The following is a 24,474-nucleotide window of genomic DNA, read 5'->3' as shown; positions in this document are numbered from 1 at the left end:
TGTCGGTGCCTGCGTGCATAGTGAACCGGACATGAACTTGCACACCGAAAGGCCCCCGATGAACAACTGGTCCGATCGCCCGATCTGCGCGTTCGACCTCGAGACCACGGGGCGCGATCCATCCACTGCCCGGATCGTCAGCGCGTGTGTTGCCGTCGTGGACGGTTCGAGTGTGGAGACCCGCACCTGGTTACTCAACCCGGGCGTCGATATTCCGGCCGGTGCCATCGCCATCCACGGCATCACCACCGAGCATGCGGCCGAGCACGGCCAGGACTACGCCGAGGGGTACGAGGAGATCCGTGAGGCTCTCCACAATTCGTGGGCCCGTGATCATTCGGTTGTTGCGTTCAACGCGTCCTACGACCTCACGGTCATGCACTCCGAAGGTCTACGAATCGGTAAGCCCGCGCTGGTTCCCGGGATGGTTGTGGACCCGTACGTCATCGATCGCGCGATGGACAAGTTCCGCAAGGGGAAGCGAACACTGTCTGCGGTCTGCGAGTTCTACGGAATTACCCTCGAATCCGCACACGAGGCAGAGGCAGATGCGATGGCCGCTGCCGCTCTCGCACAAGAACTGGCGGTGCGTTTTCCGGAGATCAACGATCTTGATCTCATGGTCGATCAGGCACAGTGGCACGCCGAACGGCAACGTGATTTTGCCGAATTCCTGAGCAGCCAGGGGAAAGACGTGTCAGATGTAAACGGCCAGTGGCCTATTCATTTCATTGCGTGATGCCCGTACACGCGGGTCATAATCGCTGCGAAATCTGCTTGCGTAGTTCTTCACGTGATCGTTTTCCGGTGTGCGTTGTCGGGAACATCTCCAACTCGACAAAGATGCGCGGCACCTTGTAGGCGCTCAACCGTTCTTTGCAGAATTCGATCAGATCCTGCGAATCGACGGAGTGTCCGTGGACCGGGATGATGCAGGCAACCAGCCGCTGACCTTGCCGTTCGTCGGCCACACCGATCACTGCGACTTCGAGGATCAACGGGTGCTCCATCAACACCGTCTCGACTTCTTGGGGGTACACGTTGAATCCGCTGACAATCACCGTGTCCTTTGACCGCGAGACGATGTACAGGTGTCCTTCGTCGTCCGACCAACCGATGTCGCCGGTTCGCAACCAACCGTCACCGTCTACCGCGTCGTCGAGCGTTGATTCCGGATCGTCTCCGGCTCGGAGGTATCCGTGCATGATGTTGTACCCGGAACAGAGCACGTGGCCGTCCTCGTCGGGGGGAAGCGGATAGCCGTAGTCGTCGACAATCCGGATCTCGAGTCCGTCGACGGGGGTCAACATCGCGAGCGAACCTGATTCGCCCTCGGTGATACTGCCCATGGCGACGGTCCCGCACGCTTCGGTAAGTCCGTAGCCGACAACCATGTTCACGATTCCGAGTTCGCGGCACGCTCCGCGCATACGGTCGAGCGGCACTTCGGAACCGCCGCTCACCGCCATCCTGCATACCAACCCGATGTCGTCGCGGCCGCTGCCGACCAGGTCGAAGAGAATTGTCGGTGGCCCCATCACCACGGTGACGCGGTCACGGACTATCACGTCGGCCAGGTCGGCTCTGTCGTACTGTTCGACGACGCGCACCGAGGCTCCGGCGCACATCGCGGTCAGCAGCACGCCGTTGAAACCGAACGAATGTGCAAACGGGACGGCACCGATCACCCGATCCGCACTGGTCAATTCGAGTCGCTGCGCCACTGCCGAGTACAACCGCGACAGCTGTCCGTGGGTCATGGGAACCTGCTTGGACACTCCGGTCGAACCGGAGGTCGAGAGAATCACCGCAACATCGTCGGGACTCGCAGCCGGCCGATCGGGATCAGGGGTGGCGACTCCGGCGGCTGCCATGATCCCGGTGATCCGTGGTTCGTCGACTACGAGGGCTGGTTCTGTGACATCGAGAATTCGTGAATACTCGATGTCGCTGACGCCATGGCCCACCGGAACAACAGTCGCCCCAGCGCACAGGATCCCGAGGGCGATACAGACCCAGTCGGTGGTGTTGCGGCCGCTGAGGACCACCCGCGAGCCCGGTCGCACGCCCGCATCCGCAAGAACAGTCGCCACCCTCAGCGCGTGGTCCGTCAGTTCGCCGTACGTGATCTCCTGGCTGCCGTCGAGCAATGCCACTCGGTCTCCGCACCGCTGCGCCAAGTCCAGGCAGAGCGCGTCGAGCGTCGGTACCAAAAGATCACGCGGCATGTCTGCATTGAAACATTCGGCCGACGTAGGCTTGGCACCTCTCCCGCTGAGTGGTTCCCCGGGACCGGGGCGCAGAGAGCCGTTCATACGTACCTTCCCGCACTACTTTTCAGCATATTTCTAACCGAAATACTCTCTTGTGGTCTACCGGCAGGTAACCTTTCGACCATGGCAAAGGACAAAACATCCGCAGACGCGCCCACTCTGCGACCGACAAGCTGGGCCGTCCTTGGCCTCCTGTCATTCGGATCCGAACTCTCCGGTTACGACCTCAAGAAATGGGCGGACTGGAGCCTGCGGTTCTTCTACTGGGCACCGTCGTACAGCCAGATCTACAGTGAACTACGCAATCTCGAGGCGCACGGCTACGCCACCTCCCGCGTGGTGAGCACAAACGACGTCAAGAGCAAGCGCCTGTACGCGATCACTCCAGCCGGAACCGACGCGGTAGCGACGTGGGCAAACGAATCGCCGGTCGAACCCGCAGTGCTCAAACACGGCGTGATGCTCAGGATGTGGCTCGGCCATCTAGCCGACCCCGACAAACTGCAATCGGTACTTACCGAACACCGCGACCAGTCCGAGAAGATGCGCATCCGCGCAATTGCCGATGCCGAAGGCGCATCCGAGGAAGCTGGATGGGCATATCCCGAACTGGTGCTGCGTTGGTCGGAGATGTACTACGAATCAGAGCGTGACCGAGCAAACTGGATGTTGGAGAACATCTCTCGACTCGGATCTGACAAAACCAGCGCCGGAAAAGCACGCCGGAAAAAGCCTGAACCCCGCACTCCGGACGAGCTCCGCAAACACGAAGACTAATGCTCGGATCGCTCTGGCACCGAATGTGTCAGAGCGATACAGGCCGGTATCTCAGCAGAGTGATGTCACGATCCGGATAGTCACAGAACACGGGTTCCACCCGCATACCGACGCTGAGCTCGCGATCGCCCACCTCGACCAGTTCGGTACTGAACCGCGGCCCCTCGTCCCACTGCACCACTGCCAACAACTGCGGCAACGCATCCGACCACGGCGGTGCCGTCGGACGGTCAGCCACCGTATAGGTGTAGAGCGTGCCCAATCCACTGATCTCACGCCACTCGAGGTCGTCAGCCAACGTGCGCGGCGCCAGCAAACGCGGATAGAAGACAAAATCGTCCGACGAGGGTGAGTACTGGATCTTTATCTTGCGCTCTCGCAGAGCATTCCAGAACGGTGCGGACACCGGCGTCGGTTCCGGAAACGGCTTTTCGTTCGACATGCCTAGTCTCCCTGGAGTATCAGTGCAACTTGCTCACTCATGATGCCGCCGTTCCCCGTCACGAACGCGGTATTGCAGTCCTCGACCTGCGCCGCTCCGGATCGGCCCATCACCTGACGCACACCGTCACACACGTGATGCATTCCGCCCGCCATTCCCGCTTGCCCGTAGGACAATTGGCCGCCCGCGGTATTCACCGGGAAGTCGCCGCGGAAGGTCAGGTCTCTCGACGACACGAACTCCATGCCTTTCCCCTTCTCGCAGAAGCCTGCATCTTCGAGGCTCATTACCACCGTGATCGTGTAGCAGTCGTAAATCGAAGCCACATCCACCGCTGATCGCGAGATTCCAGCCATGTCGAATGCCGTGTCCGCAGCCTTCGCGATCGGCGTGCGCACCATGTCGTCTGCATAGGTCGGCGTCTTGAACGACAGGTGCTCGCCAAACCCCTTGACCCAGACCGGACGGTTACGGCCGCGACGGGCGATATCAGCGTTCGCCACGACAATGCCCGCGCCACCCTGAACCCGCATCACGACCTCGAGCATCCGAATGGGATCGGCGATCATCGGACTCGCCAGGACATCGTCGATGGTGATCGGCTTTCCGTGGAACACCGCTCCCGGAGTACTACAGGCGTTGGTTCGCTGGTCCACCGCGATCTTTGCAGTGGCGCGCTCGTCGTACCCGAATTCCGCCGCGTACCGCCGAGCAATCTGAGCATACGGCGCGTTCTGCCCGAGATTACCGAACGGAATCTCGAATTCGGCTTGAGGAGAACCGAACTTGCCACTCGAGGCACCGAGATACCCCGGATCCGCCGCGGGCTGAATCCGAGATTTCGGTGTCATGTACGACCCAGGAACAATAACCAACACCGCGTCGCAGATACCGAGTTCGACGGCTGCGGCAGCTCGCCACACCATCCCCGCTGCCGTTGCACCGCCGAGGTCGACTCGCTCACCGAAGTTCAGGGGAATCCCGAGATATTCGGACAGTGTGGCCGGAGCAAACATATCGGATTCCGCAATACCATGCGTGACAAGACCATTGATCTGTGACGCCTCCAGCCCCGCGTCCTCAATTGCCAGCTTCGAGAGCATTGCCCACTGCTCGATGGTGAACAACTCCGGTCGGGTCTGCTTACGCTGGGCCGGCAGTTCACAGAATCCGACGATGGCAGCCTCGCCGCGCAGTCCCGCCATCAGGACACTCCGGCCGAGGTGGCAGTGCCCCGACGCGGCAGCAGTACTGTCGCAGTTCCCGGCATCAGCACCTCACCGCCACGCACTCCCGCAAGGTCCAGATCGACCAACGCTCTGCCGTTCTCGTCGCGCTTGCCGGTCACTGTTCCCGTGAATTCCAACGGCTCGCCGGGAAAGGCTACGGCGCGGTTCGAGGCCGAGAAGTTCACCAATGATCCAGCGCCACCGATCCAGTCGGTGACAACGCGCGCCAGAAGCGCCGCCTGGAGCGGCCCCTGCACTACGACGTCCTGATAGCCCTCGACGTCGACGGCCCAACTCCGGTCGTAGTGGATGCGGTGCCCGTTGTACGTCGCTGCACTGAAGAGGAACATCTGCAGTTGAGTGACACTGACAGCCAACACCGGAATCGTGTCGCCGGTCTCGATGTCGTCGAAATACACTTGCGGTGACATAACTTTCATCTTTCTGCGGGATACGGCAGGGCGAGCTACGGACGGGCGATCATCGAGGTCGTCGCTTCGGCCACAACCTCGTCATTCTGATTGGTGTACGTGGTTTTCCACGTCACCAGCACGAACCGGCCGGACCGACCGCGCTTCTCGACCACCGAATCCACGACGCGCACACTGGTGATCACGTCGCCGTCGTAGGCTGACCGAAGGAAAGTGGTGTTCTCGCCGCCGGCCATCCGCTTGGGACACAAGGGGAAAACCAGATTCCCGGAGGCAGCCCCGGATGACCCGTCTACCCGCAGTTCCGGTATCGGCGTCACCCCGAGAATCGCGTACTGCAAATACAGCGGTGGGGCAACAACATCGCGATAGCCGTGCTCACGGGCATAGGCACTATCGAAGTACAGCGGGTTGGTCTCGCCGACAGACACCGCCCACCGTTGCCAATCTCGCGCAACGACAGCTCCTGTCGCCCTCGAGACCACTTCCCCGACCCGATCGGCAACAGCGGAGGGGATCAGAGATTCCGAATCCGGAACCACGGCTACGTTTTCAGTCATATTCTTTCTCTCTCATGCTATTTGATGGTCTGTGACCAGTCCGGAATTCTCGAGTTCTGCGTACTTCTCATCGGAATAGCCGAGAATCTTCTTGTAGACGTACTCGTTGTCCTCACCGAACCCCGGGAGCACTCGCCCGAATGCCAGATCGAATCCCTCCACCCGCCAGGGATGTCCGGGATATCGATAGGTTCCCACGGACGGGTGTGTTCGCTCCTGGAACCAGCCACGCTCGCGTAGGTGGTCGTCCTCGAGCAATCCGGTTTCTCTCATCACCTCACCCGCGGGAACGGCGCAATCCTGCAACACCGAAACGATCTCGGCGGCCGACCTGGACCGTGCCCAATTCGCGATTCGATCCCTGATCGACGCGGAGTTGGTCCGTCTTGCGACCGCATCGGCGCCAAGTTCGGCAAGTTCGTCCCCGCCGATCACTGCGGCCAATGCCGTCCACTCGCGATCGCTGCGTACAGATATTGCGACCCAACGGTCCTCATCGGCACTGAGGAAAACATCCTGCAGCACATGAGGATCGGAGTTGCCGAGGATCTCCGGAACTCTGCCGTTTACCTGAGCGTCGAGTACAAATTCCCCGATCTCCGCCATGACGTTCTCCGCCTGCGCAAACTCCACAAGTCCCCCGGCGCCGGTGTGCTCGCGGTCCCATAACGCGGCCATCACAGCAAAGGCCAATCCCGCCGGCGCTGCCTCATCCATGTGGTAATTCTCGCCGGCCGAGTCGGCTTCCTCACCCTCGTATCCGTCCATTGCGGCGATCCCCACGAGCGAATTGAAATTGGGCCCGTAACCGAGATAGTCACTCATCGGTCCGGTCATCCCGAGGGGAGGCATACGAGCGACGATCAAACGAGGGTTGAGTTCGAGCAAACGCTCATGTCCGAGACCCAACTTTTCCAGAGTGCCGTTGGAATTGTTCTCCACCAGAACATCACTGACCTTGATCAGTTCGATCACCGCTGCGTGTCCCGCTTCGGTATCGAGATTCATGCACGCCGAAAGTTTGTTCCGGGAATGCCAATTGAACAGAGCTGTGCGGTCGTACGGCCGCTCGCCGGGATCCTTCTCCGGATAGGTCCCGCCGTGATAGCCGGTCTGCGCGATCGATTCCTTCGTGGTCTTTGCCGATACTTGCCGGCTGACGCGGTTGTTCCCTTCCACCCGAATCACTTCGGCACCCAAGTCCCCCAGCATCGCTGTCCCACCGGGTCCGGACCAGACAACCGTCAAGTCGACAACACGAATTCCTTCGAGCGGATAACTCACGATCGCTCCCCTGTCTGTGCCAGCGACTCTGTCTGTGCCAGCGACTCACGGATCTGTGGACCGTGCTGGTCGAGAGTCGGTGCGGTATGACGTAACCGGTACCCGTTGGCCATCCGCCACGGGGCACCGGTGTACTCCAATGTTCCCGCGACCGGGTGCGAACCACGGACAAACGCGCCTCGGCTACGAAAGTGATCGTGACTCAACAATTCCGAGACGTCGAGATACGCCGTGACGGGAATACGGGCCGCCTCGCACTGTTCCATGATCGCGACTTTCGGTCGCTGCGCGAACCACTTGGTGACATAGCCCATGAACTCGTCACGGTCGGTTCCCATGATCGTCTCGCGCCCGTGATACCGCGCATGGAATTCGCTGTCGTGCTCACCGACGATGTCGACCAATCGATTCCAGAACGCTTGATTGGTCACGTACAGCATCACGAATCCGTCCTTCGCCCGGAACGGCCCGGTGAACGTCACGCCGTGCCGATGCGGGCTTCGAACTCCGCGTGGAGCATTCATGCCGGAATACGCTGCCGAGACCAGATACGACGCTCGCCGATCGGCGCCGGAAAGCAGAACCTCCTGCCCGGACACGTCGATCACCGAACCTTTTCCCGTGCGCTTCGCGCTGAAAATTCCGGCCATCGTTGCTTCGCCGGCCGTACGGCCGATCGTGTAGTGCTCGAGCAGTCCCGGTTTGCGCAACGGCGCGCGATCAGCCGCGCCGGTTGCATTCATCGGACCACCGGCAGCCTGCAGGACCAGGCCGCTCGCTTCACGATCCCGGTACGGTCCGGTCTGGCCGAACGCACTGATTCGCGTGATCACCAGCGAGGGGTTGCGCGCCTGGAGCACGTCCGGCCCCAGGCCCAATTTCTCCAGCTGCCCGGGCCGGAAAGACTCCACCACCGCGTCCGCCGTGTCCACGAGGTTCAGGAGAGCCTCACGCCCGGAATCCGAGCTCAGGTCGAGGACAAGCGATTTCTTGTTGGTGTTCAGATGCAGGAACAGAGCACTACGCTCGACGTTCGGAACATCGTCGGGAAACGGCCCCCATGACCGCGTCAGACTGCCGGTCTCCGGCTTTTCGACCTTGACAACGTCCGCACCAAAATCTGCGAACATCTTCGTTGCGTATTCGCCTGCCACCCATCTCGACAAATCCACGATCCGGAGATCCTGAAGTGCCTGCCGCGGTTCCGGCTTCGCCTCGCTAGGCAAGATTCAGCTCCTTCTGCAGCCAGCCCGCAGCAACATCTGCTGTGCCGTAGCGGATTTCGGTGACCTTTGCCCGCTCCGACCACAGATGCAGATCGGTTTCGAGGACGTATCCCATGCCACCGTGCAATTGATGTGCGTCGAGCGTCGCGCGCTTGTAAGCTTCGTTGCACTGCATTTTTGCAATCGCGACCGCACGAGTGGCGGATTCGCCGCGAGCCACCCACCACACCGCTTGTGCGGCAGCCAAGCGGGCACCTTCGAGTGCGATGTGCATATCGGCGACAATGTGTTGCGCGGCTTGGAAACTGCCGATCGATCGACCGAATTGCTCGCGCTGGGCAATGTAGTCGACGGTGCGATCCAGAACTGCGGCGCCACCACCGGCCATCTCCATACACTGGAGCGCCACTGCCGCATTGGCGACCCATCGAAGATCGTCGACGCCCAACCCGTTCCCGCTCACCCCGAGCGATACCGACTCGTCCGAGACGAAGATGTCGACAAGGTCGACCCGAGAGAGTCTCTCTCCGGACATGTTCGACAACGCGACGGCATTCCACCCGGTGGCTGTCGGCTCGACGAAGGCGCAGATCAATCGTTCCGGTTCAGCGAACACCGCGGTGCGAGCAGTCACGAGGACCACATCGGACGCCGAAGCGTTCACGACAAATGACAGGGTTCCGTTGAGCAACCACCCACCCTGAACTGGGGTTGCCGTCACCGTCGGTCGGATATCACCGGCGTCACCGGGATTCCAGGCGGCAACGCCGGCCCGGAGTCGACCTTCGGCCAATGCGGGCAGATACCTGCTGCGTTGCGCCGGCGTGGCCAGTCGCCCGACAGCGATACCGAATTGCACTGTGCTGTAGACGATCGAGGGGCACAGTACCCGTCCGGCCTCTCGAAAGAACACACCGAGTTCGTACAGGCTCGCTCCACCGCCGCCGTATTCTTCGTCGATCGCCAATCCCAGAACACCAACCTCGGCCAGCGCCGTCATCAGCTTGTCCGGATGGCTCTCGGACATCGGTTCTGCCAGTTCACGCACCAGACTGATCGGACATTGTTTGGCCAGGACGGCAGCCGACATCGCCTGCAGATCGAGTTGGTCTTGGGTAGCAACAAGTTTCATCAGCGAACTCCTACGCCGTCAAGGATTGTCGAAATCATGTCAGCGCCCGTAACTCGGCAAAGAGTGCCCGCGCTGTGCGATGACATCTCGCAGAACTTCGTTGGCTCCGGCACCGAATCGCAGCAACGGCGCGGCGCGGTACAGTCGCTCGAACTTTCCCGCCATCACTGCATGTGAATCTGTACCCGCGATCAAACCTGCCGGACCGAGCATCGACGTTCCGACGTCGGCAATCCGTTGTCTGAGTTCACTGGAGAAGACCTTTTCGACGCTGACGAGCACGGACGGAATGGTTCCGCTCTCGAGCAGCGACGACGCTTCGAAACCCATGAGTTGCGCGAGTTCGACATCCGCGTCCAACTGAGCAAGCTTTCGTCGTACATCTGCGTTGTCGAGCGGCCTTGTTCCGTCTTCGCGGATCTCGCGCGCAAGAATCACAAGATCGTCGACAGCTCTACGAAGGTCGCCGGCATTCGTGAGCGCACCACGTTCGAGGTCCAGTGCGCCGGTGATGTACTTCCATCCCTTGTCGACCTCACCGATCAGGTTGGTCACGGGGACACGGACGTTGTCGAAGAACGTTTCATTGGTTCGATACCCGGACCACGCGGTGATCGGGCGAATCACGACGCCGGGAGCGTCGATCGGCACGATGATCACCGAGATTCCCTTGTGTTTGGGTACCTCGGTGTTGGTGCGAACACACAACCATTCGTGAGTGACGCGCTGCGCCATACTGTTCCAGATCTTGGAACCGTTGATCACCCACTCGTCGCCCTCGCGTACCGCCTTGGTCTTCAAACTCGCAAGGTCGGTTCCGGCATTGGGTTCGGAATAGCCCACGGCGCAGGTCAGTTCACCGCGGGCGATCGGCGGCAGGAACTCCTCCCGGTTCTGCTGCGTGCCGTGGCGCATGATCATCGGTGCCACCGACGTGACCGTCAAGTCCGGTCCCGGAACGCCCCAGTACTCGAATTCACTGACCAGGAGATGCTGATACACCGCCCCGAGGCCAAGCCCACCGAACTCTGTGGGCCAATTGAGCCCGAACCATCCTTTTGCCCCGATCTTTCGCCGAAATGCAGTGAGCTCCCCGCCTATGAACTCCAGGTCGTGTTCGGCCATTTCCGCACGCAATTCCGGCGTCACATTTTCGCGAAGAAACGCACGTATCTCCTCGCGCCACGCTCGCTGATCTGCGTCGAGTTCAAAATCCATGAGTATCCGTTCCGGAGCAGCTGATAGCTTGAAAGCCTTGGTCGTTCATTGGGAGGCCTGCAGGCTCTCGAACAGTTCGGGATCCGAGCGCAACGCAGCGCGCACCGCAGCCTCCCAGAAGCCGTGGTAACTGTTTCCGTCACTACCGGCCATTCGATCGAGCCACCAGTCGGGCAGTGCTGTCTTCTCCGGTCCACCGGCCACTCGGACCATCCAGGCATTCTTACAACGTTGTTCGAGTGCGACCGCCCGCAGGTAGACGGCGGCAGCAGTGCCACCCGTGACAAAGACACCATGCCCGGCGAGCAGCGCTCGATCAGCGGGCCCGATCGACCGAATCGCCGCCTCGGCCGCCTCCATGTTGTCGACGCCACCGTCGTATTCGTCGACAAGCACTACCTCCCCGCCGCCGAGGCTCGAACTCTGATCGTAGGCAGGTGGAACCTCACCCAGATCGGCCCAGACCGTTCCGAACTCCGAATGATTGTGCAGCGCGATGCCGACATCGGGACGAGCGCGGTGAAGCGCGAGGTGCAGGGGAATTCCCAGCGGGACAGGCCAATCGCCGTCTAGAACATTGCCGTCCATATCGATGCGAATGATGTCGGCGGGGAGGATCTCCTCCCAGGTGAGCAACCAGGGATTGCACAGCATGGTGCCGTCGCCGAGGTTGTACGTGATGTGCCCGGCAAGATGATCCTGATACCCCTCGGTCCACAAGGCGCGCGCGAGCAGGACTATCTCCTCCGCCGGCGTCAGGTTCGGGATCAATTGATCAACAGTGGGTTTGAACTTCTTCACAGCAACCTCTCGGTAGTGCACTGGACCGCCAGCAGGAAAGAAAGGGAGAACTTCGGAAAGACCATCGCGCAGTGTGTATCTCTAACGCAGCATGTATCGCTATGTGATACTATGTATCAATTCGTGTTCTACATTAGGGGTGATTCAGATCGCAGTCAAGACAATCAGCGGACTCACGCGTGGACTTCGCGTCATCGAAGCCGTTGCCGCCCACCAGCCGATCGGCCTGACCGCGCTCTCACGCCTACTCGACGTCGACAAAAGCGCCATGCAACGCACCCTGGCGACTCTCCATGAAGCGCAATGGATCCACCCCGTCGGCGAGGCGCCGCCACGATGGGAGCTCTCCACCCGTTGCGTTGTCGTTGCCGGACAGGTCTACAACGGCTCGTCCCTGGCAGCCCGAGCACAACCCGTCATGACGAGGCTCCGGGATACCACCGGCGAGACAGTGCATCTCGCGGTCACCGAGGACGAACACATGATCGTTCTCGGGGTTGTCGAAGGTACCCACATGGTTCGGACCGGTCTGAAGATCGGACAGGTACACGTACCCGAAGCAAGTGCCGCGGGCCGGGTCATCCACGCGTATCTGTCGCAAGAAGAACGCGTGAACAGTTCGGGTCAGCCCGATCTCCTTCTCGGGGAGGAGGAGTACCGGGAGATTCGCGGCCGCGGATGGGCTGCCAGCGCGGAAGCCGTCCAACAAGGATCGACCAGCCTCGCCGCAGCGATACTGGATGCGTCGGGATCGCCACTCGCCGCAATCGTGATCAGCGGGCCCGCGATGCGGCTGACCGAGGAGCACTTCACGCAGTACGGCGAGCTTCTCCGAGAAGCAGCGGATCAACTCGGCGGCTCCCGCTGAGCGGATTCACTTGCTCAGTGCGGCAAAGACGACCAGGGCCAGGTTCGTGCGATCAGACTGTCCCGAAAGCCCCTCCAGTGCACTAGCGGACTCGAACGGAATGAGACTTCCCGGCGGCAATGTACGGCCGCCGAACGAGGCACTGCCGGACAACACCACCGCATACCCCTGGCCCACACATTCGGCCAGCGCATCGGCAGTCAATGCTGCACCGGGCTCGAGCGCAACACCGAATGCCGCGGCGCCGCGTCTGGTACGCGCCAGCAGATCCAGCTTTCCTTTCACTTCTGCGGCGTCGTCGATCGCACAGGTGAAATGTTCTCCGGCACGCGTCTCACCTTTCACGCGCGATTCCGGCATGTAGTTCAATCCAGCGGCGGGGTCGAGCCGAAGTGTGAAGTACGACAGCCCCTCCGGTGCGTCGGCAAAGATCGGGCCGTACACCGTGTACGCATCGCTGTAATGCACAGTGCCCGAACCGATGGCGTGCCTACCCAACCGTCCACTGCCGTCGAGAACTACCTGAAACTGATCTACCTCGTGATAATGCGGCCGAAGCTTCGGCGCCTTCTGACCGACAAGGTAAGCCTGAAAGCCCTCGGTTGCCGACCCGTCCGAATGCTCACCCAGATAGTCACTCATCAGGAAGTCTCCGGACTCCGTGGTACGCAGTATGGTTCGTGACTGCGCGGGTGTTACTGCTGCTGGTAGCGATGTCATCGAATTCTCCTCAACTGACAGGTTCGGCTCGGACGACCTCGCGAGCTTGCCCACGGACTGAACGTGGAACGGGCACCGGTATGGCGTCGAGCAATGTTCGGGTGTACTCCTGCTGCGGGCTTTGGAAGATGTCCGCGACCGACCCGCTTTCCACTACCTCACCGCGCGCCATCACCAGTACGCGATCCGCGATCACTTCGATCAACGCCAAGTCATGGCACACGAACAGATACGCAAGACCCAACTCCTCCTGGAGATCTCGCAACAGATTGAGGACTTGAGCGCGAACCGAAACATCGAGCGCAGCCACGGGTTCGTCACACACGATCATCTTCGGATTGAGAGTCAACGCGCGAGCGATCGCCACTCGCTGAAGCTGACCACCCGAGAGCTCCGCCGGATATCGGCCGAAATAGCGGGAGCCGATCCCCACCTTGTCCAACATTGCCGTCGCCAACTTCTCACGTTCACCGCGACCCATGTCGGTGTGAACCATCAGCGGTTCTACTACGGCGTCGACGACGGTCATCCGCGGATTGAGGGAGCTGTGCGGATCCTGGAAGATCATTTGCATACCGCGGCGCATCGAACGCAATTCGGCTGGTTTTGCAGCCCGCACATCAACACCGTCGAACGTAATGGAACCCGTATCCGGCTCGATCAACCGCAGCGCAATCCGGCCCACCGTCGACTTACCCGCACCCGACTCCCCCACCACGGCAAGACATTCACCGGCCTCGAGGCTGAAGCTGACATCCTTGACCGCATGCGACCACTTGGTGCGGCGGCCGAGAAAGTCGCGTCCCGACGCAAACGACTTCGACACGTTCTTCACTTCGAGAAGACTCATCGCACACTCACTCCCTGCAGATCGAGGTCCTGCACGCGCAGGCATCGCGCTTCTCCGGTGGGAACACTCGCCATCGAAGGATGCTCCACATCGCATACTCCCGGTGTGGCATGAGGGCAACGCGGCGAGAACCGGCAACCTGTCGGCCAGTCGGCCGCCGCCGGGATTCCCCCCGGGATCGCATGCAGCCGACGATCGGTATTGAGCCCCGGCTGCGGGATCGAGGCAAGCAGCCCCGACGTGTACGGATGCTGAGGACGGAAGAACACTTCTTCTGCCGCAGCGTTTTCCGCGATCTCACCGGCATACATCACCACCACCCGCTGACACAATTCCGCCACCACCGCAAGATCGTGACTGACGAACAGCAACGCCACACCGGTCTGCTCCTGCAAATCCCGCAACAGATCGAGGATCTTCTCCTGCACCGTCACATCGAGCGCAGTGGTCGGCTCGTCCGCGATCAGCAACCGCGGATTACACGCCATCACCATCGCAATCATCACACGCTGACACATGCCACCACTGAACGCGTGCGGATAATCGCCTACCCTCTCCTTCGCCCGGGGAATCTGCACCAACTCGAGCATCTCCACCGCCCGAGCCATTGCTTCCTTACGACTCAAACCCAAGTGCTTGCGCACGGATTCAGCGATCTGATCACCGACCGTGTAGGCCGGATTGAGACTGCGAATAGGCTGCTGAAAAATCATGCCCATCCCGGTGCCGCGGAGCTTGCGCCACTCCCGCTCCGGAACCTTCGTCAGATCACGACCGTCGAATTCGATGGAACCCCGCGAAATCCGGCCGCCGGTAGCCTGCGTCAAACCCATCACCGCAAGCGAGGACACCGTCTTGCCTGATCCGGACTCACCGACCAACGCCACCGACTCGCCGGCACCGACATCGAAGGAGACACCCTCGACCGTCGTCTGCCACCCCCCGCTGCCCGGGAATTCGATAGTCAGATCCCGAACTCGCAACAGCGGTTCAGCACTCGCACCGAGCTCTTCTTTTCGCATCAGATCAGTCATTGTCACCATTACGACTCCGTAGCAAGGATCGGCGAACACCGTCGCCCAGATAGGTGAAGGACAGGACGGTCAAAAAGATCATCACACCGGGAGGCCACACCAAGTACGGTGCGAGCTGCATATTCGACGCCGCCGTGCTGAGCATCGAACCCCAACTCGCCGCCGGAGCCTTCGCCCCGAGACCGAGGAAGCTCAAACTCGCCTCCGCCGCGACCGCAGCACCGAGAGAGACCGAGATGACCAGCACCACCGGCGGCATCACGTTCGGAAGAATATGCCTGACAATCGTTCGCACCGGCCGGCACCCCAACGCGATCGCAGCTTCGATGTACGTCTCGTGTCGCACATCCATCGTCGATGCGCGAGCAACACGGAAAAACCTGGGCGCCATGACCAAACCGATGGCCAACATTGCGTTGGTGATTCCCGAACCGAGGACCGCGACGATCGTGATTGCCAGCACCAGCGACGGAGCCGACATCAGCGCATCCATCACCCGGGTAATCACCGAATCGACCCAGCCGCCGCGATACCCCGCGATGACGCCGAGAGGAAGGCCGAGAATCAGCGCGACGCTCACCGCCTGCAACGACGCCGTCAGCGAGATCCGCGCACCGTAGATCAACCGGCTCAGCACATCTCGGCCGTAGTCGTCGGTACCGAGCAGATGATCCGCACTGGGCGGCTGCAACCGGTTGACCAGGTCCTGCACGTACGGATCGTGCGGCGCCAGGATGGGGGCGAACACAGCCATGATCACCAGGAGCAGGATGAAAATACCTGCCACCATCGTCACCGGCTTACGCAGAACAGCTTTCAAGCCTTGTCCCCTCGCAGGCCGCTCCGCCGTCTCGGATTTGGTGGTCACTACCTTCGGATCTGTCATGCGCGAACCTTAGGGTTGAAGTAGCCGTAGGAAATGTCGACAATCAGATTCACCAGCACCACCACCACGGTGGTGAAAAGGACAAACCCGAGCAACACCGGAATGTCATGGTTCTGGACGCTGTTGACAGCCAAGCTGCCCAACCCCGGCATGCTGTAGATGATTTCGATAGTCACCGCCCCGCCCAAGACCTCGGCAACACGGAAGCCGAGCACCGTGACCACCGGGATACACGCATTCTTGAGCCCGTGTTTGAACACAACCGTCCCGCGTCCCAGGCCCTTTGCTTCCGCATTGAGAATGTAGTCGCTCTTGAGTACCTGCCCCAGCGACGACCGAAGCTGCAAGGTCACCTCCGCCGCGGGCAACAACGCCAACGCTGTGCCAGGCAAGATGAGGTGCTGAATCCACGGCACAAAACCGTCGGACAGCGGTGCATAGCCGAAAGCCGGGAAAATCTGATTGGTCACCGCGAACACCGACACCAACACCAGACCGAACCAGAATGCGGGAATCGCAATTGCGATCGACGCCACCACATTCACCAGGCGATCGACAATTCCGCCGGGACGAAGCGAGGCCACGACACCGAGGATCAGGCCGATCGTCACCGCGAGCACCATCGCGAAAATCACCAACGACAACGTCGTCGCCATCCGGCGGAAAATCAGTTCCGTCACAGATTGATTCGACAGAAACGACGTACCCAGATCACCGTGCAGAACACCGCCCACCCACCGGACGTATCGCACAAAGATGTTGTCGTCCAGGTGAAGTGTGGACCGGATCTCCGCCAACCGCTCCGGAGTCGGATCATCGCCGGCAAGAATCGCAGCCGGATCCCCCGGCGCGAGATCGATCAGCAAGAAGATCATCAAGGGCACGATCAACAGCAGCGGCACCGCCGCCAGCAGCCGTCGCCCGGCGTAACGCAACATAAGCACCCCTCACCGGCGCTTACAGCCGGTCTTGTCGGCGGTTCCCTCACGGATGATGCGACTACGTGAATCCTTCTGTCGCATCACCCGTGAAGCGGATCGGTCATTCAGCAAGAGATTGCTACTTGGTCATTCCTACGTAGCGCAGATCGAAGATTCCGGTGTCAACCCACGGGATGTTGTCGGCATTGACTACCTTGTCACTGAAAATCGTTGCGTTCGTCTGGTTGCAGATCGGCACGAACATCGCCTCGGCCAGAGTCTTCGACCAGATCTCGTGGTACATCTCGGCCCGCTCGTCCTGCGACAACGTCGGGTTGGCAGCCTTTGTCGCCAGTGCGGCGATCTCGGGATTGCCATTGCCGAAGTCGTAGGGTCCCACAACAAACGTATTGACGGTCTCGGCGGGATCTACCTTGGGGCTGAAGCTGTTCGACACCATCGACTGGAACGTGCCGGCGATGTAGCCGGGCTCATTCTGGGTGTTGGGAACGGGGTTGAGCTCGGCGTCGAATCCTGCTGCCGCCAAGGAGGACTGAATAACGTTAGCCGGCTTCTCCGTATTTGTTCCGGCACCGAAGGTCAGCGTGATCTTGGCTCCACCGGCACCGGCGACCAGACTCTTGGCCTTGTCCACGTCGAAGGTGTACGGGTACTGGTACGACGGGTCGGCCGCCCAGCTCGATTCGGGATACATCTGACGGTACGGGGTGCAGGTTCCCGAGAAGAGCGCGCTGATGGCCTCAGGATCGATAGCGTGTGCAACAGCCTGACGCACTTCAGGTTTCGCGAGGTCATCACGGGCTCGCATGAAGACACCGAGTACGTTGCGGAACTTCACCTTGTCGATACCCATGACGTTGCGGTCCGCGAGCGACTGGGCCTGAACGATCTCGTTGGCCGAGCTGACCCAACTGATATCGGTGGCGTCGGTCTGCATTCCGTTCAAACGCGTCGTCGCGTCGGGCATGGTCTTGAAGCTGATTCCGCCGAGCAGACCCGCTGCCGAATCCCAGTAGTCGCCCGCTGCGCGAGTAACTTCGAGAGATTCCTCCGGTACGTATTTGGTGACGGTGTACGGTCCGGATCCGCTCTGGCCCGGATCGTTTCGGATGTCGGTTCCGGCTTCGATGGTCTTGGGGCTGACCATCATGCCGACGTTGGTGCTGAACAACCCCGGTAGCTCCACACCGGAGCCCTTGGTCAGGTTCAGCCGGGCAGTCGTCGGGTCGACAACATCGACGGACGTAATATCGTCGAGCGCAGCGACAACTGTGCTGCCTGCCAACGTCTTTCCTCGCTGGACATTCGCCGCGAGGGCGGCCGCGTCGAACTTGGTGCCGTCATGGAAGGAGACATCGTCGCGCAGCTTCAGCTCGAGATAGCCACCGTCAGAGGAAAACTCCCACGATTCTGCAAGTCCCGGAACAAGATTTCCGTCCTTGTCCACCATGGTCAAGCGATCGAACATCGGAGTCAGGTATCCCCAACCGCCGTAGCTGGTCTGGAGGTACGGATCGAGGTTTCGGGTCGGCGCCGACGCGGTGACACGAAGTACAGCCGCACGGTCGATATCCGCGGCCGATGCAGTCGAGCCGCCGGCAGTGCTGGTGCCGCCGCCCCCGCCGCAGCCGGCGACCGCCAAGGCGGCCACCAACGACACCGCGGCAACCTTGCCTTTGCCGTTCCATTTTCCGCTCATCGAATTCCTCTCGAAGTAGATCAAAGTCGGCGAGAAACCCCCACGCACACGGTCTCTTCGGCTCACAGGCAGACTAACCCGGATATGTCTATTAGGTATACGTTTTTTCGGAACTGGTTTTGACGATCGCTACCGGCACAGACCTTCTCCATAAATGTCCCGATCACTGGGAAGGTGACTAGCGAAAACAGATTTCAACAACCGCTCATGGTTGATCGGCCAGCAACGACAGCGTCCTCGCTCGGGCGTCCTCGTACTCTCCGACGGTTTCGTGCACTATGTCCGAAATTGGACCGCGCCGTTTCACCCCGGACACCGAATGCCCTGCACTCCAGACATCGGTCCATCTTCTCGGCCCCGGCGCTGACGACGTCGGTCCGAACAGTTCCGCCGATTCCTTCACGGAGATCTGCTCGTTCAGTTTCTCGGGATCGAGCCCCTGAGCTCTGATGGACGGAGCAAGCATGTTCGTTCGCAGTCCAGTGAAGGCGCTGGTCAACACCACGTCGTCCATCGTCGCTTCGACCAACATGTCCTGGTACCGCGTCGACGCCAGACTCTCGTCTGTGGCAATGAAGCGCGTGCCCATGTAGGCCGCGTCGAATCCGGCCACCTCAGCTGCCCACAATGCGTGCCCGTCCGAGATTCCACCCGCGAGAATTACTGTCCCGTCGAAGAATTCACGGACACCACGTATGAACGCAAACGGGTTCATCCACCCCGTCTGTCCGCCGGCACCGGCCGAGAGCAACACGAGTCCGTCCGCTCCCGCTTCAACTGCCTTTTCGGCATGACGAAGCGTGCCGACGTCGGCAAAGACCGCAGCGCCTATGTCGTGGAGCGGTCCGATGACCGGGGCCGGCGAGCCGACGCTCGCGATCACCATTTCCACTCGGCGGCGCACCAAGCACGCAACGTCGTCTGCGAGTCGCGGCGCTCTCATGATCAGATTGGGGCAGTACGGAGCCAGTGCTCCGCCGCTCTCCTCGTGAGCATGATCGAATGCCTCCAGCCACGAATCGAGCTCTTCGGGTGTACGCGCATTTGCCGTCGGAAAGGCACCGACGACGCCCGCAGCGCACGCCGCCGCGACGAGGTCCGGCCCGCTCACCCTCAACATGGGGGCCGCGATAAGCGGTATCCGCAAGCGGGCGCCAAATCTACTCCGAAATCCCGGTGCCACTTCGGGTTTCATCAGGGCAGGTATCCGGTGTGCACCACCGGAGCAACCGGTTCCGAATCCCGCACACCGGAGAGCCTCAGCGCGCCGAGCAATGCGTTACGCAGCTCGCGGGGGTCGATCACATCGTCGTAGGTCACCGAACTTGCCAGACGCCACGGACCTGCAGCCTCGTTCTCGATCAAGGCGCGCTGTGTTCGCTCGTCTGCCTTCGAGGTGCTCCCACCCACGGCAGCCGGAATTCCTCCCAGCATTCCACCCGGGAACGACAACGACACGGTCTGGTTGTCGAACGCATTCTGCCCCATGACCGAGCCTCCGAATCCGAAAGCCTTGCGCACTGTCACATGCATTTTCGGCACTGTGGACCGATGTTGCGCCGCAAACATCCTGGCGCTCGCCCGAAGAATCCCGTCCCGTTCGGATTTACTGCCTGCAAGAACTCCCGGGTTGTCGGCCAGGAAGATCAACGGGATATGGAAAGCGCCTGTCATCTCGATGAACCGGCACGCCTTCTCCGCCGCAGCAACATCCAATGCACCAGCAAGAACCAGTGGCTGGTTGGCGACAACGGCGACAACCCTGCCACCCATCCTTGCCAGCGCTGTGATGACGGAAGAACCGTGCTGCGGTTGCAGTTCGAAGAGTGTGCCCTCGTCCACCATCACGGACAACACATCGTGCATGTCGTACGGGACACGAGGATTCGGCGGAACTATGTCGAGAAGGGCGTCGAGGGAGCGCGGCGCGGCAACCGGAGCGTCAGGATCCGATATCGGCGCGCGGTTCCATGCATTCGACGGGAAATAGGACAGGTATCGACGCGTCAAGTCGAGCGCCGAATCCACATCCACAGCAATGTTGTCGGCGATGCCACTCTGCACCGCGTGAACAGTCGATCCACCCAGGTCTTCCTTTGTCACCTTCTCGGCAAGCGACGCCTCCACCAGCGGCGGGCCGGCCGTGAACATCGCGCCGTGGCCTTTGACCATGATGACAAAATCCGACATGGGTGCGGCAAGTGCTCCGTGGCCGGCAGAGGGTCCACACACAATCGAGACCGTCGGGACCAACCCGGCAAGCTCAGCCATCGCCTGGAGATCGTTGGGTGCCGGCCGGTGTGGATGCAGTGCATTTGTTGCCCGATGCCCGGCGCCTTCGAGCATCATGACCAGCGGAGTCCGTTCGCGCTTGGCGAGTTCCGCAATCCGGGCGCGCTTAGTGGCGGCTGCCGTGCCGATGGATCCGCCGGCAACCGTGAAATCTTCCGAACCGACCAGAACCGGCCGGCCGTTGACAAGCCCTGACCCTGCAACGAAGGCGTCGGACGGAATCGACGCGTCACCGGCCAGCAGGCCGATCTCCTGAAATGTATCCTGGTCCAGGAACTTTGCTACTCGATCGCGCGCATCAACGCGCCCGAACCGCCGGTACCGCAGTAGTTTGTCGGGGCCACCCATCTCCCGTGCCGCGCGGCGACGCTCGTCAAGTGCCGTCAGTAGCGATGTCCACGCGTGACGATTCTCCGAGACCATTTCCGGTTCGGCATCGACATCGAGTTGTTTGCGCACAACTTTGCCGGTTGCGTTGCGCGGCAACGGTTCTATTGTCAGTCGCCATCGCGACGGAACCTTGTACTTCGCGAGACGCTCACGCAGGTACCCGAGAAGCTCCGCCTCCGTCACGGATCCCGGCTCTTCGACCACAACAATGGCGGCCACTTCTTCGCCGTAGTCCGCGTGGGGAATTCCGATCACCGCACATTCCTGTACCGCTGGGTGTTCGCTCAGGACATTCTCGACCTCGATCGGGTAGATGTTCTCCCCACCGCGCAGAATCAAGTCCGAACGACGGCTGCTGACGCGGAGATGACCGTCGGCGATGAACCCCAGATCGCCTGTGCGCAGCCAGCCTTCCTCGTCGAGTGCAGCGGCTGTCGCCTCGACGTTGTTCCAGTAACCCACCATCACGTGTGGTCCGCGCAGGCAGATCTCACCCTCGTAACCGTCCGGGAGTCGATGCCCGTTGTCGTCCCGGATCTCGACACTCATGGTGACGACGGGGCGGCCCACGGAATCGGGATACTCCTCCAGATCGGCGGCTGTTGCCAAGGTCGCTCCCGTGGACGACTCGGTGAGCCCGTACGTCGTTCCCAACGAACGCCCTGCCACCGGCAGCAGTTCGCGAACCTTCTCCTTCAGAGCGGTTGACGACGGCGCCGATCCCAGTGACATCGTCTTGAGTGAGGACAGATCATATCGGGACAGATCACCATGTGAAACAAGGCGATTCGCCATGGTCGGCACGGCTCCCCAATTGGTGACCTGCTCACGTTCGATCAATCGCAGCACACGTTCGATCTCGAATCGGCCGCTGTAGATGATTGCGGTGTCGCCGATCGACAACCGGGGCACGGCGAGATTGTGCAGCGACGCGATGTGAAACAGCGGATTCGACAGGAGAAACCGCCGGTTCGCGGGCGGGCTACCGAAGTGCGTTGCCAACGCGTCGTTGAATCGGTGAAAGTCGTTTGCCGTGATGATGTTCCGGTGCGAGTGCGTCGCACCTTTCGGCCTCCCGGTTGTGCCACTGGTGTACAGGATGGCGGCGGGGTCGTCCTCGTCAATGGCGACAGTCGACAGTTCTGCGCCGTCGTGCAGTGTGGACAACCGCGGTACGTCGGCTTCGGTGGACAGCACCGGCACGTCGACGTCACCGAGCAGTTCTCGTCTTTTGGCGTCGGCGACAACAAGTTTCGGAGTGGAATGTTTCAGGCCGTAGTCGATCTCGGGAGCGGACCACATCGAGTTCATCCCGACCACTATCGCCCCGAGTGACGTCGCTGCCCAGAACGTGATGATCCACTGGGCGTTGTTCGCCGACAGAATCGCAACGCGATCGCCCTTACCGATCGAGTACGTGCGTCGCAACTCCTCCGCCAGTGACGCCACGCGCGCGAAGTGGTCGGTGAACGTGATCCGCTGTTCGTCACACACCAGATACTCGGTATCGCCGTACTTGACCGATGCCGCCAGAATCTCACGAAGCGTGTGCGCCCGATTCTTGAACACCGGCATGATGTGCCCGCGCACGGATTCATCAGCCACCTCGAACAACTGCCCCTGGCTTGTCAGTTCTGCCACAGCCAGAGAGCGCCGGTATGCCATGTCCGGTTGAACGACCATCCTTGATCCATTTCTGTGACAACGCAGTTCGATCGCGCTGGGCGGCCCGCCGGTGTGGATCGGAGCCTGTTCGCTCCACACCGGCGCGACTACTCACCACCGCTCATTGTGGATACTACGCAGAAGAGTCGTTCGATATGCGATATTTCGATTAGAAATACTTTTTGAGTTTCGCGAGGCCAGATCACCCACCTCAGCGCACGACAAAGCGGCCCGGCGGCATACAAGAATCACCGCCGGACCGCTGTTGTCGCGCTGTTATCCCTGGGTCGGCGGCCACACGGGAGCGATGGACCACGGACGTGCCGTTTCGAGTTGCGACGCAACCTGAATCAGCACATCTTCACGCCCGAACGCGCCGACCAACTGCACGCCGATGGGCACACCGGCCGAGTCATGACCCATAGGCAAGGAAATCGCAGGCTGACCGGAGCTGTTGAACGGACTGGTCAAACCGCTGTATCCGGCCGAGTGCTCCCAGATCGACATGGGATTTGCCGTATCGAGCAGACCCAGGGGAGCTGCCGGCCGAGCCATCGTCGGGGTCAGCAAGAGGTCATGATCGACAAAGAACGCACCGATCACCTGGGCTGCCCGCTCGAGTTCCTGCATTGCCTTGACGACGTTCGTCGCACTTTCGGACTTCGCGCGGTCGTAGATCATCCGAGCCATCGGCTCCAGGTCGTCGTCGCGGATTGCACGGTTCAGGGTCTCGAGTCGTTCATCGACCTCGATCGTCATCGGAATGCCCATCAACACGGAAAGCCCGGCAGTGAGCGCATCGAGCGGAAAATTCGGCGCACCCTCGGTGACATCGTGACCGAGCTCTTCGAGCAGGCCGGCAACACCGGTTGTGACTGCCGCGCACTCCGGGTCCACCGGGGTACCGTCGGGCAGCGCGTTACTCAGAGCAATCCGCAACCGTCCGGGATCCGCGCCCACCTCCTCGACGTACGGCCGCTTCGGCGCCAGGATCACGTAAGGATCGCCCACCGTGGGCCCGGCGGAAAGATCGAGGAGCAGCGCAGTGTCACGCACACTTCGAGTGAGCGCGTGGTGAACACCCATCGGCGACGCGAAGAGTGTTCGCGCCGGTGCCGTCGGCGTGCGACCACGACTGGGCTTGAGTCCAACCAGGCCGCAAGCAGATGCAGGGATGCGGATCGAGCCGCCGCCGTCACTGGCATGGCCGGCGGGCACGATTCCCACGGCAACAGCTACGGCCGTGCCACCCGACGATCCACCAGGGGAACGATCGAGCGCATAAGGGTTGCGGGTGGGGCCGAACAGCGCAGGTTCAGTGCTCGCGTTCTTGCCGAACTCCGGGGTGTTGGTCTTACCGACAATCACCAGGCCGGCACGACGGTATCGCTCGACGAGCGTCGAATCCTCCTGTGCCACAGTGTCCGCGAACAAGCGAGATCCGTTGGTGCTCGGCAAGCCCGCGACGTCCAGTCCGAGGTCCTTGATCACGAACGGGACTCCGTGCAGTGGACCGTCGGGAAGACCGGCAGCGACCTCGTCCCGAGCTTCGTCGCGGCGCTCACTGATCACCGCATTGACGGCCGGGTTGCGCTCGTCGAGCCGGTCAAGGCTGAACTCCAAGACCTCCTTGGCGGAAACATCTCCCTCGCGAATCGCCCCGGCCAGGCCCGTCATGTCACTGTTGTCGAACAAATCCTGCATCGATGCCCTCATCACTCGTGTGCTGCGTGTGCGATTGTGAGGTCCGTCATAT

At 61.1% G+C, this 24,474-nt stretch carries 22 protein-coding genes and 1 pseudogene; 3 read left to right on the top strand and 20 right to left on the bottom strand.

Annotation, left to right across the window (positions count from 1 at the left end):
• Window positions 1–58 precede the first annotated feature (58 nt).
• Entirely contained in the window at window positions 59–739 is a 681-nt protein-coding gene (locus tag FFI94_RS04440; RefSeq protein ID WP_138873593.1) for a 3'-5' exonuclease, read from the top strand.
• A gap of 16 nt (window positions 740–755) precedes the next feature.
• On the opposite strand, the gene FFI94_RS04435 is transcribed toward FFI94_RS04440, so the two are convergent.
• Window positions 756–2,228 carry a class I adenylate-forming enzyme family protein gene (locus tag FFI94_RS04435; RefSeq protein ID WP_185993120.1) on the bottom strand — a complete coding sequence of 491 codons (1,473 nt, stop codon included), beginning with the start codon at window positions 2,226–2,228 and terminating at the stop codon, window positions 756–758.
• A gap of 168 nt (window positions 2,229–2,396) precedes the next feature.
• Between FFI94_RS04435 and FFI94_RS04430 the strand changes: the two genes are divergently transcribed.
• A complete protein-coding gene (locus tag FFI94_RS04430; RefSeq protein WP_138871919.1) occupies window positions 2,397–3,050 on the top strand; it encodes a PadR family transcriptional regulator in 654 nt (217 codons plus the stop codon).
• Between the two features lie 28 nt (window positions 3,051–3,078).
• Here the strand turns inward: FFI94_RS04430 and FFI94_RS04425 are convergent, their stop codons facing one another.
• From FFI94_RS04425 to FFI94_RS04385, 9 genes are read right to left on the bottom strand one after another with little or no spacing between them, the layout of a single operon-like run.
• A complete protein-coding gene (locus FFI94_RS04425) occupies window positions 3,079–3,492 on the bottom strand; it encodes a Zn-ribbon domain-containing OB-fold protein (protein WP_138871918.1) in 414 nt (137 codons plus the stop codon).
• Window positions 3,493–3,494: 2 nt separating this feature from the next.
• Entirely contained in the window at window positions 3,495–4,697 is a 1,203-nt protein-coding gene (locus tag FFI94_RS04420; RefSeq protein ID WP_138871917.1) for a thiolase family protein, read from the bottom strand.
• On the bottom strand, window positions 4,697–5,152 hold the full coding sequence (locus tag FFI94_RS04415; protein WP_138871916.1) for a MaoC/PaaZ C-terminal domain-containing protein: 456 nt from the start codon (window positions 5,150–5,152) through the stop codon (window positions 4,697–4,699). Before FFI94_RS04415 ends, FFI94_RS04420 begins: the two co-directional genes overlap by 1 nt.
• 35 nt (window positions 5,153–5,187) lie before the next feature.
• Window positions 5,188–5,712 carry a MaoC family dehydratase N-terminal domain-containing protein gene (locus tag FFI94_RS04410; protein ID WP_138871915.1) on the bottom strand — a complete coding sequence of 175 codons (525 nt, stop codon included), beginning with the start codon at window positions 5,710–5,712 and terminating at the stop codon, window positions 5,188–5,190.
• Between the two features lie 12 nt (window positions 5,713–5,724).
• Window positions 5,725–6,996 carry a CaiB/BaiF CoA-transferase family protein gene (locus tag FFI94_RS04405; RefSeq protein ID WP_185993119.1) on the bottom strand — a complete coding sequence of 424 codons (1,272 nt, stop codon included), beginning with the start codon at window positions 6,994–6,996 and terminating at the stop codon, window positions 5,725–5,727.
• Window positions 6,993–8,222: a CaiB/BaiF CoA-transferase family protein gene (locus tag FFI94_RS04400; RefSeq protein ID WP_185993118.1), complete on the bottom strand. Its 1,230-nt coding sequence runs from the start codon at window positions 8,220–8,222 to the stop codon at window positions 6,993–6,995. The genes FFI94_RS04405 and FFI94_RS04400 overlap by 4 nt, the downstream gene beginning before the upstream one ends.
• Window positions 8,215–9,354: an acyl-CoA dehydrogenase family protein gene (locus FFI94_RS04395; protein ID WP_138871912.1), complete on the bottom strand. Its 1,140-nt coding sequence runs from the start codon at window positions 9,352–9,354 to the stop codon at window positions 8,215–8,217. Before FFI94_RS04395 ends, FFI94_RS04400 begins: the two co-directional genes overlap by 8 nt.
• Before the next feature lie 39 nt (window positions 9,355–9,393).
• Window positions 9,394–10,572 (bottom strand): acyl-CoA dehydrogenase family protein, encoded by a 1,179-nt coding sequence (locus FFI94_RS04390; protein WP_138871911.1) that lies wholly within the window; start codon window positions 10,570–10,572, stop codon window positions 9,394–9,396.
• A 45-nt stretch (window positions 10,573–10,617) separates the two neighbouring features.
• On the bottom strand, window positions 10,618–11,373 hold the full coding sequence (locus FFI94_RS04385) for a class II aldolase/adducin family protein (RefSeq protein WP_138871910.1): 756 nt from the start codon (window positions 11,371–11,373) through the stop codon (window positions 10,618–10,620).
• Between the two features lie 139 nt (window positions 11,374–11,512).
• On the opposite strand from FFI94_RS04385, the gene FFI94_RS04380 reads away from it, so the two are divergent.
• Window positions 11,513–12,241: an IclR family transcriptional regulator gene (locus FFI94_RS04380; protein ID WP_138871909.1), complete on the top strand. Its 729-nt coding sequence runs from the start codon at window positions 11,513–11,515 to the stop codon at window positions 12,239–12,241.
• A 6-nt stretch (window positions 12,242–12,247) separates the two neighbouring features.
• On the opposite strand, the gene FFI94_RS04375 is transcribed toward FFI94_RS04380, so the two are convergent.
• The 10 genes and pseudogenes from FFI94_RS04375 to FFI94_RS04330 all read right to left on the bottom strand — a co-directional run bounded on the left by FFI94_RS04375 (window position 12,248) and on the right by FFI94_RS04330 (window position 24,422).
• Window positions 12,248–12,961 (bottom strand): hypothetical protein, encoded by a 714-nt coding sequence (locus FFI94_RS04375; RefSeq protein WP_138871908.1) that lies wholly within the window; start codon window positions 12,959–12,961, stop codon window positions 12,248–12,250.
• 10 nt (window positions 12,962–12,971) lie between these two features.
• On the bottom strand, window positions 12,972–13,811 hold the full coding sequence (locus FFI94_RS04370) for an ATP-binding cassette domain-containing protein (protein WP_138871907.1): 840 nt from the start codon (window positions 13,809–13,811) through the stop codon (window positions 12,972–12,974).
• Window positions 13,808–14,854, bottom strand: a complete 1,047-nt coding sequence (locus FFI94_RS04365) for an ABC transporter ATP-binding protein (RefSeq protein ID WP_138871906.1) — start codon at window positions 14,852–14,854, stop codon at window positions 13,808–13,810. Before FFI94_RS04365 ends, FFI94_RS04370 begins: the two co-directional genes overlap by 4 nt.
• The gene (locus tag FFI94_RS04360) at window positions 14,838–15,731 is read right to left on the bottom strand and encodes an ABC transporter permease (RefSeq protein WP_138871905.1); all 894 of its coding nucleotides are present in this window, start codon (window positions 15,729–15,731) and stop codon (window positions 14,838–14,840) included. Before FFI94_RS04360 ends, FFI94_RS04365 begins: the two co-directional genes overlap by 17 nt.
• Window positions 15,728–16,669 carry an ABC transporter permease gene (locus tag FFI94_RS04355; RefSeq protein WP_138871904.1) on the bottom strand — a complete coding sequence of 314 codons (942 nt, stop codon included), beginning with the start codon at window positions 16,667–16,669 and terminating at the stop codon, window positions 15,728–15,730. The genes FFI94_RS04360 and FFI94_RS04355 overlap by 4 nt, the downstream gene beginning before the upstream one ends.
• A 121-nt stretch (window positions 16,670–16,790) precedes the next feature.
• Entirely contained in the window at window positions 16,791–18,371 is a 1,581-nt protein-coding gene (locus FFI94_RS04350; RefSeq protein WP_138871903.1) for an ABC transporter substrate-binding protein, read from the bottom strand.
• Between the two features lie 205 nt (window positions 18,372–18,576).
• Window positions 18,577–19,491, bottom strand: coding sequence for a nitronate monooxygenase family protein (locus FFI94_RS04345; RefSeq protein WP_260683846.1), 915 nt, complete (start codon window positions 19,489–19,491; stop codon window positions 18,577–18,579).
• Window positions 19,492–19,565: 74 nt separating this feature from the next.
• Window positions 19,566–21,086: a carboxyl transferase domain-containing protein gene (locus FFI94_RS34685; protein WP_221937786.1), complete on the bottom strand. Its 1,521-nt coding sequence runs from the start codon at window positions 21,084–21,086 to the stop codon at window positions 19,566–19,568.
• Between the two features lie 15 nt (window positions 21,087–21,101).
• Window positions 21,102–22,736: pseudogene (locus FFI94_RS34680) on the bottom strand (class I adenylate-forming enzyme family protein); the annotation flags it as partial.
• Between the two features lie 258 nt (window positions 22,737–22,994).
• Window positions 22,995–24,422, bottom strand: a complete 1,428-nt coding sequence (locus tag FFI94_RS04330; protein ID WP_138871901.1) for an amidase — start codon at window positions 24,420–24,422, stop codon at window positions 22,995–22,997.
• Between the last annotated feature and the right edge of the window lie 52 nt (window positions 24,423–24,474).

This window comes from Rhodococcus sp. KBS0724, assembly GCF_005938745.2.
Classification (GTDB): Bacteria; Actinomycetota; Actinomycetes; order Mycobacteriales; family Mycobacteriaceae; genus Rhodococcus_F.
Note: the sequence above shows the minus strand (reverse complement) of the source record. Positions and strands in the feature narration are given on the sequence as shown.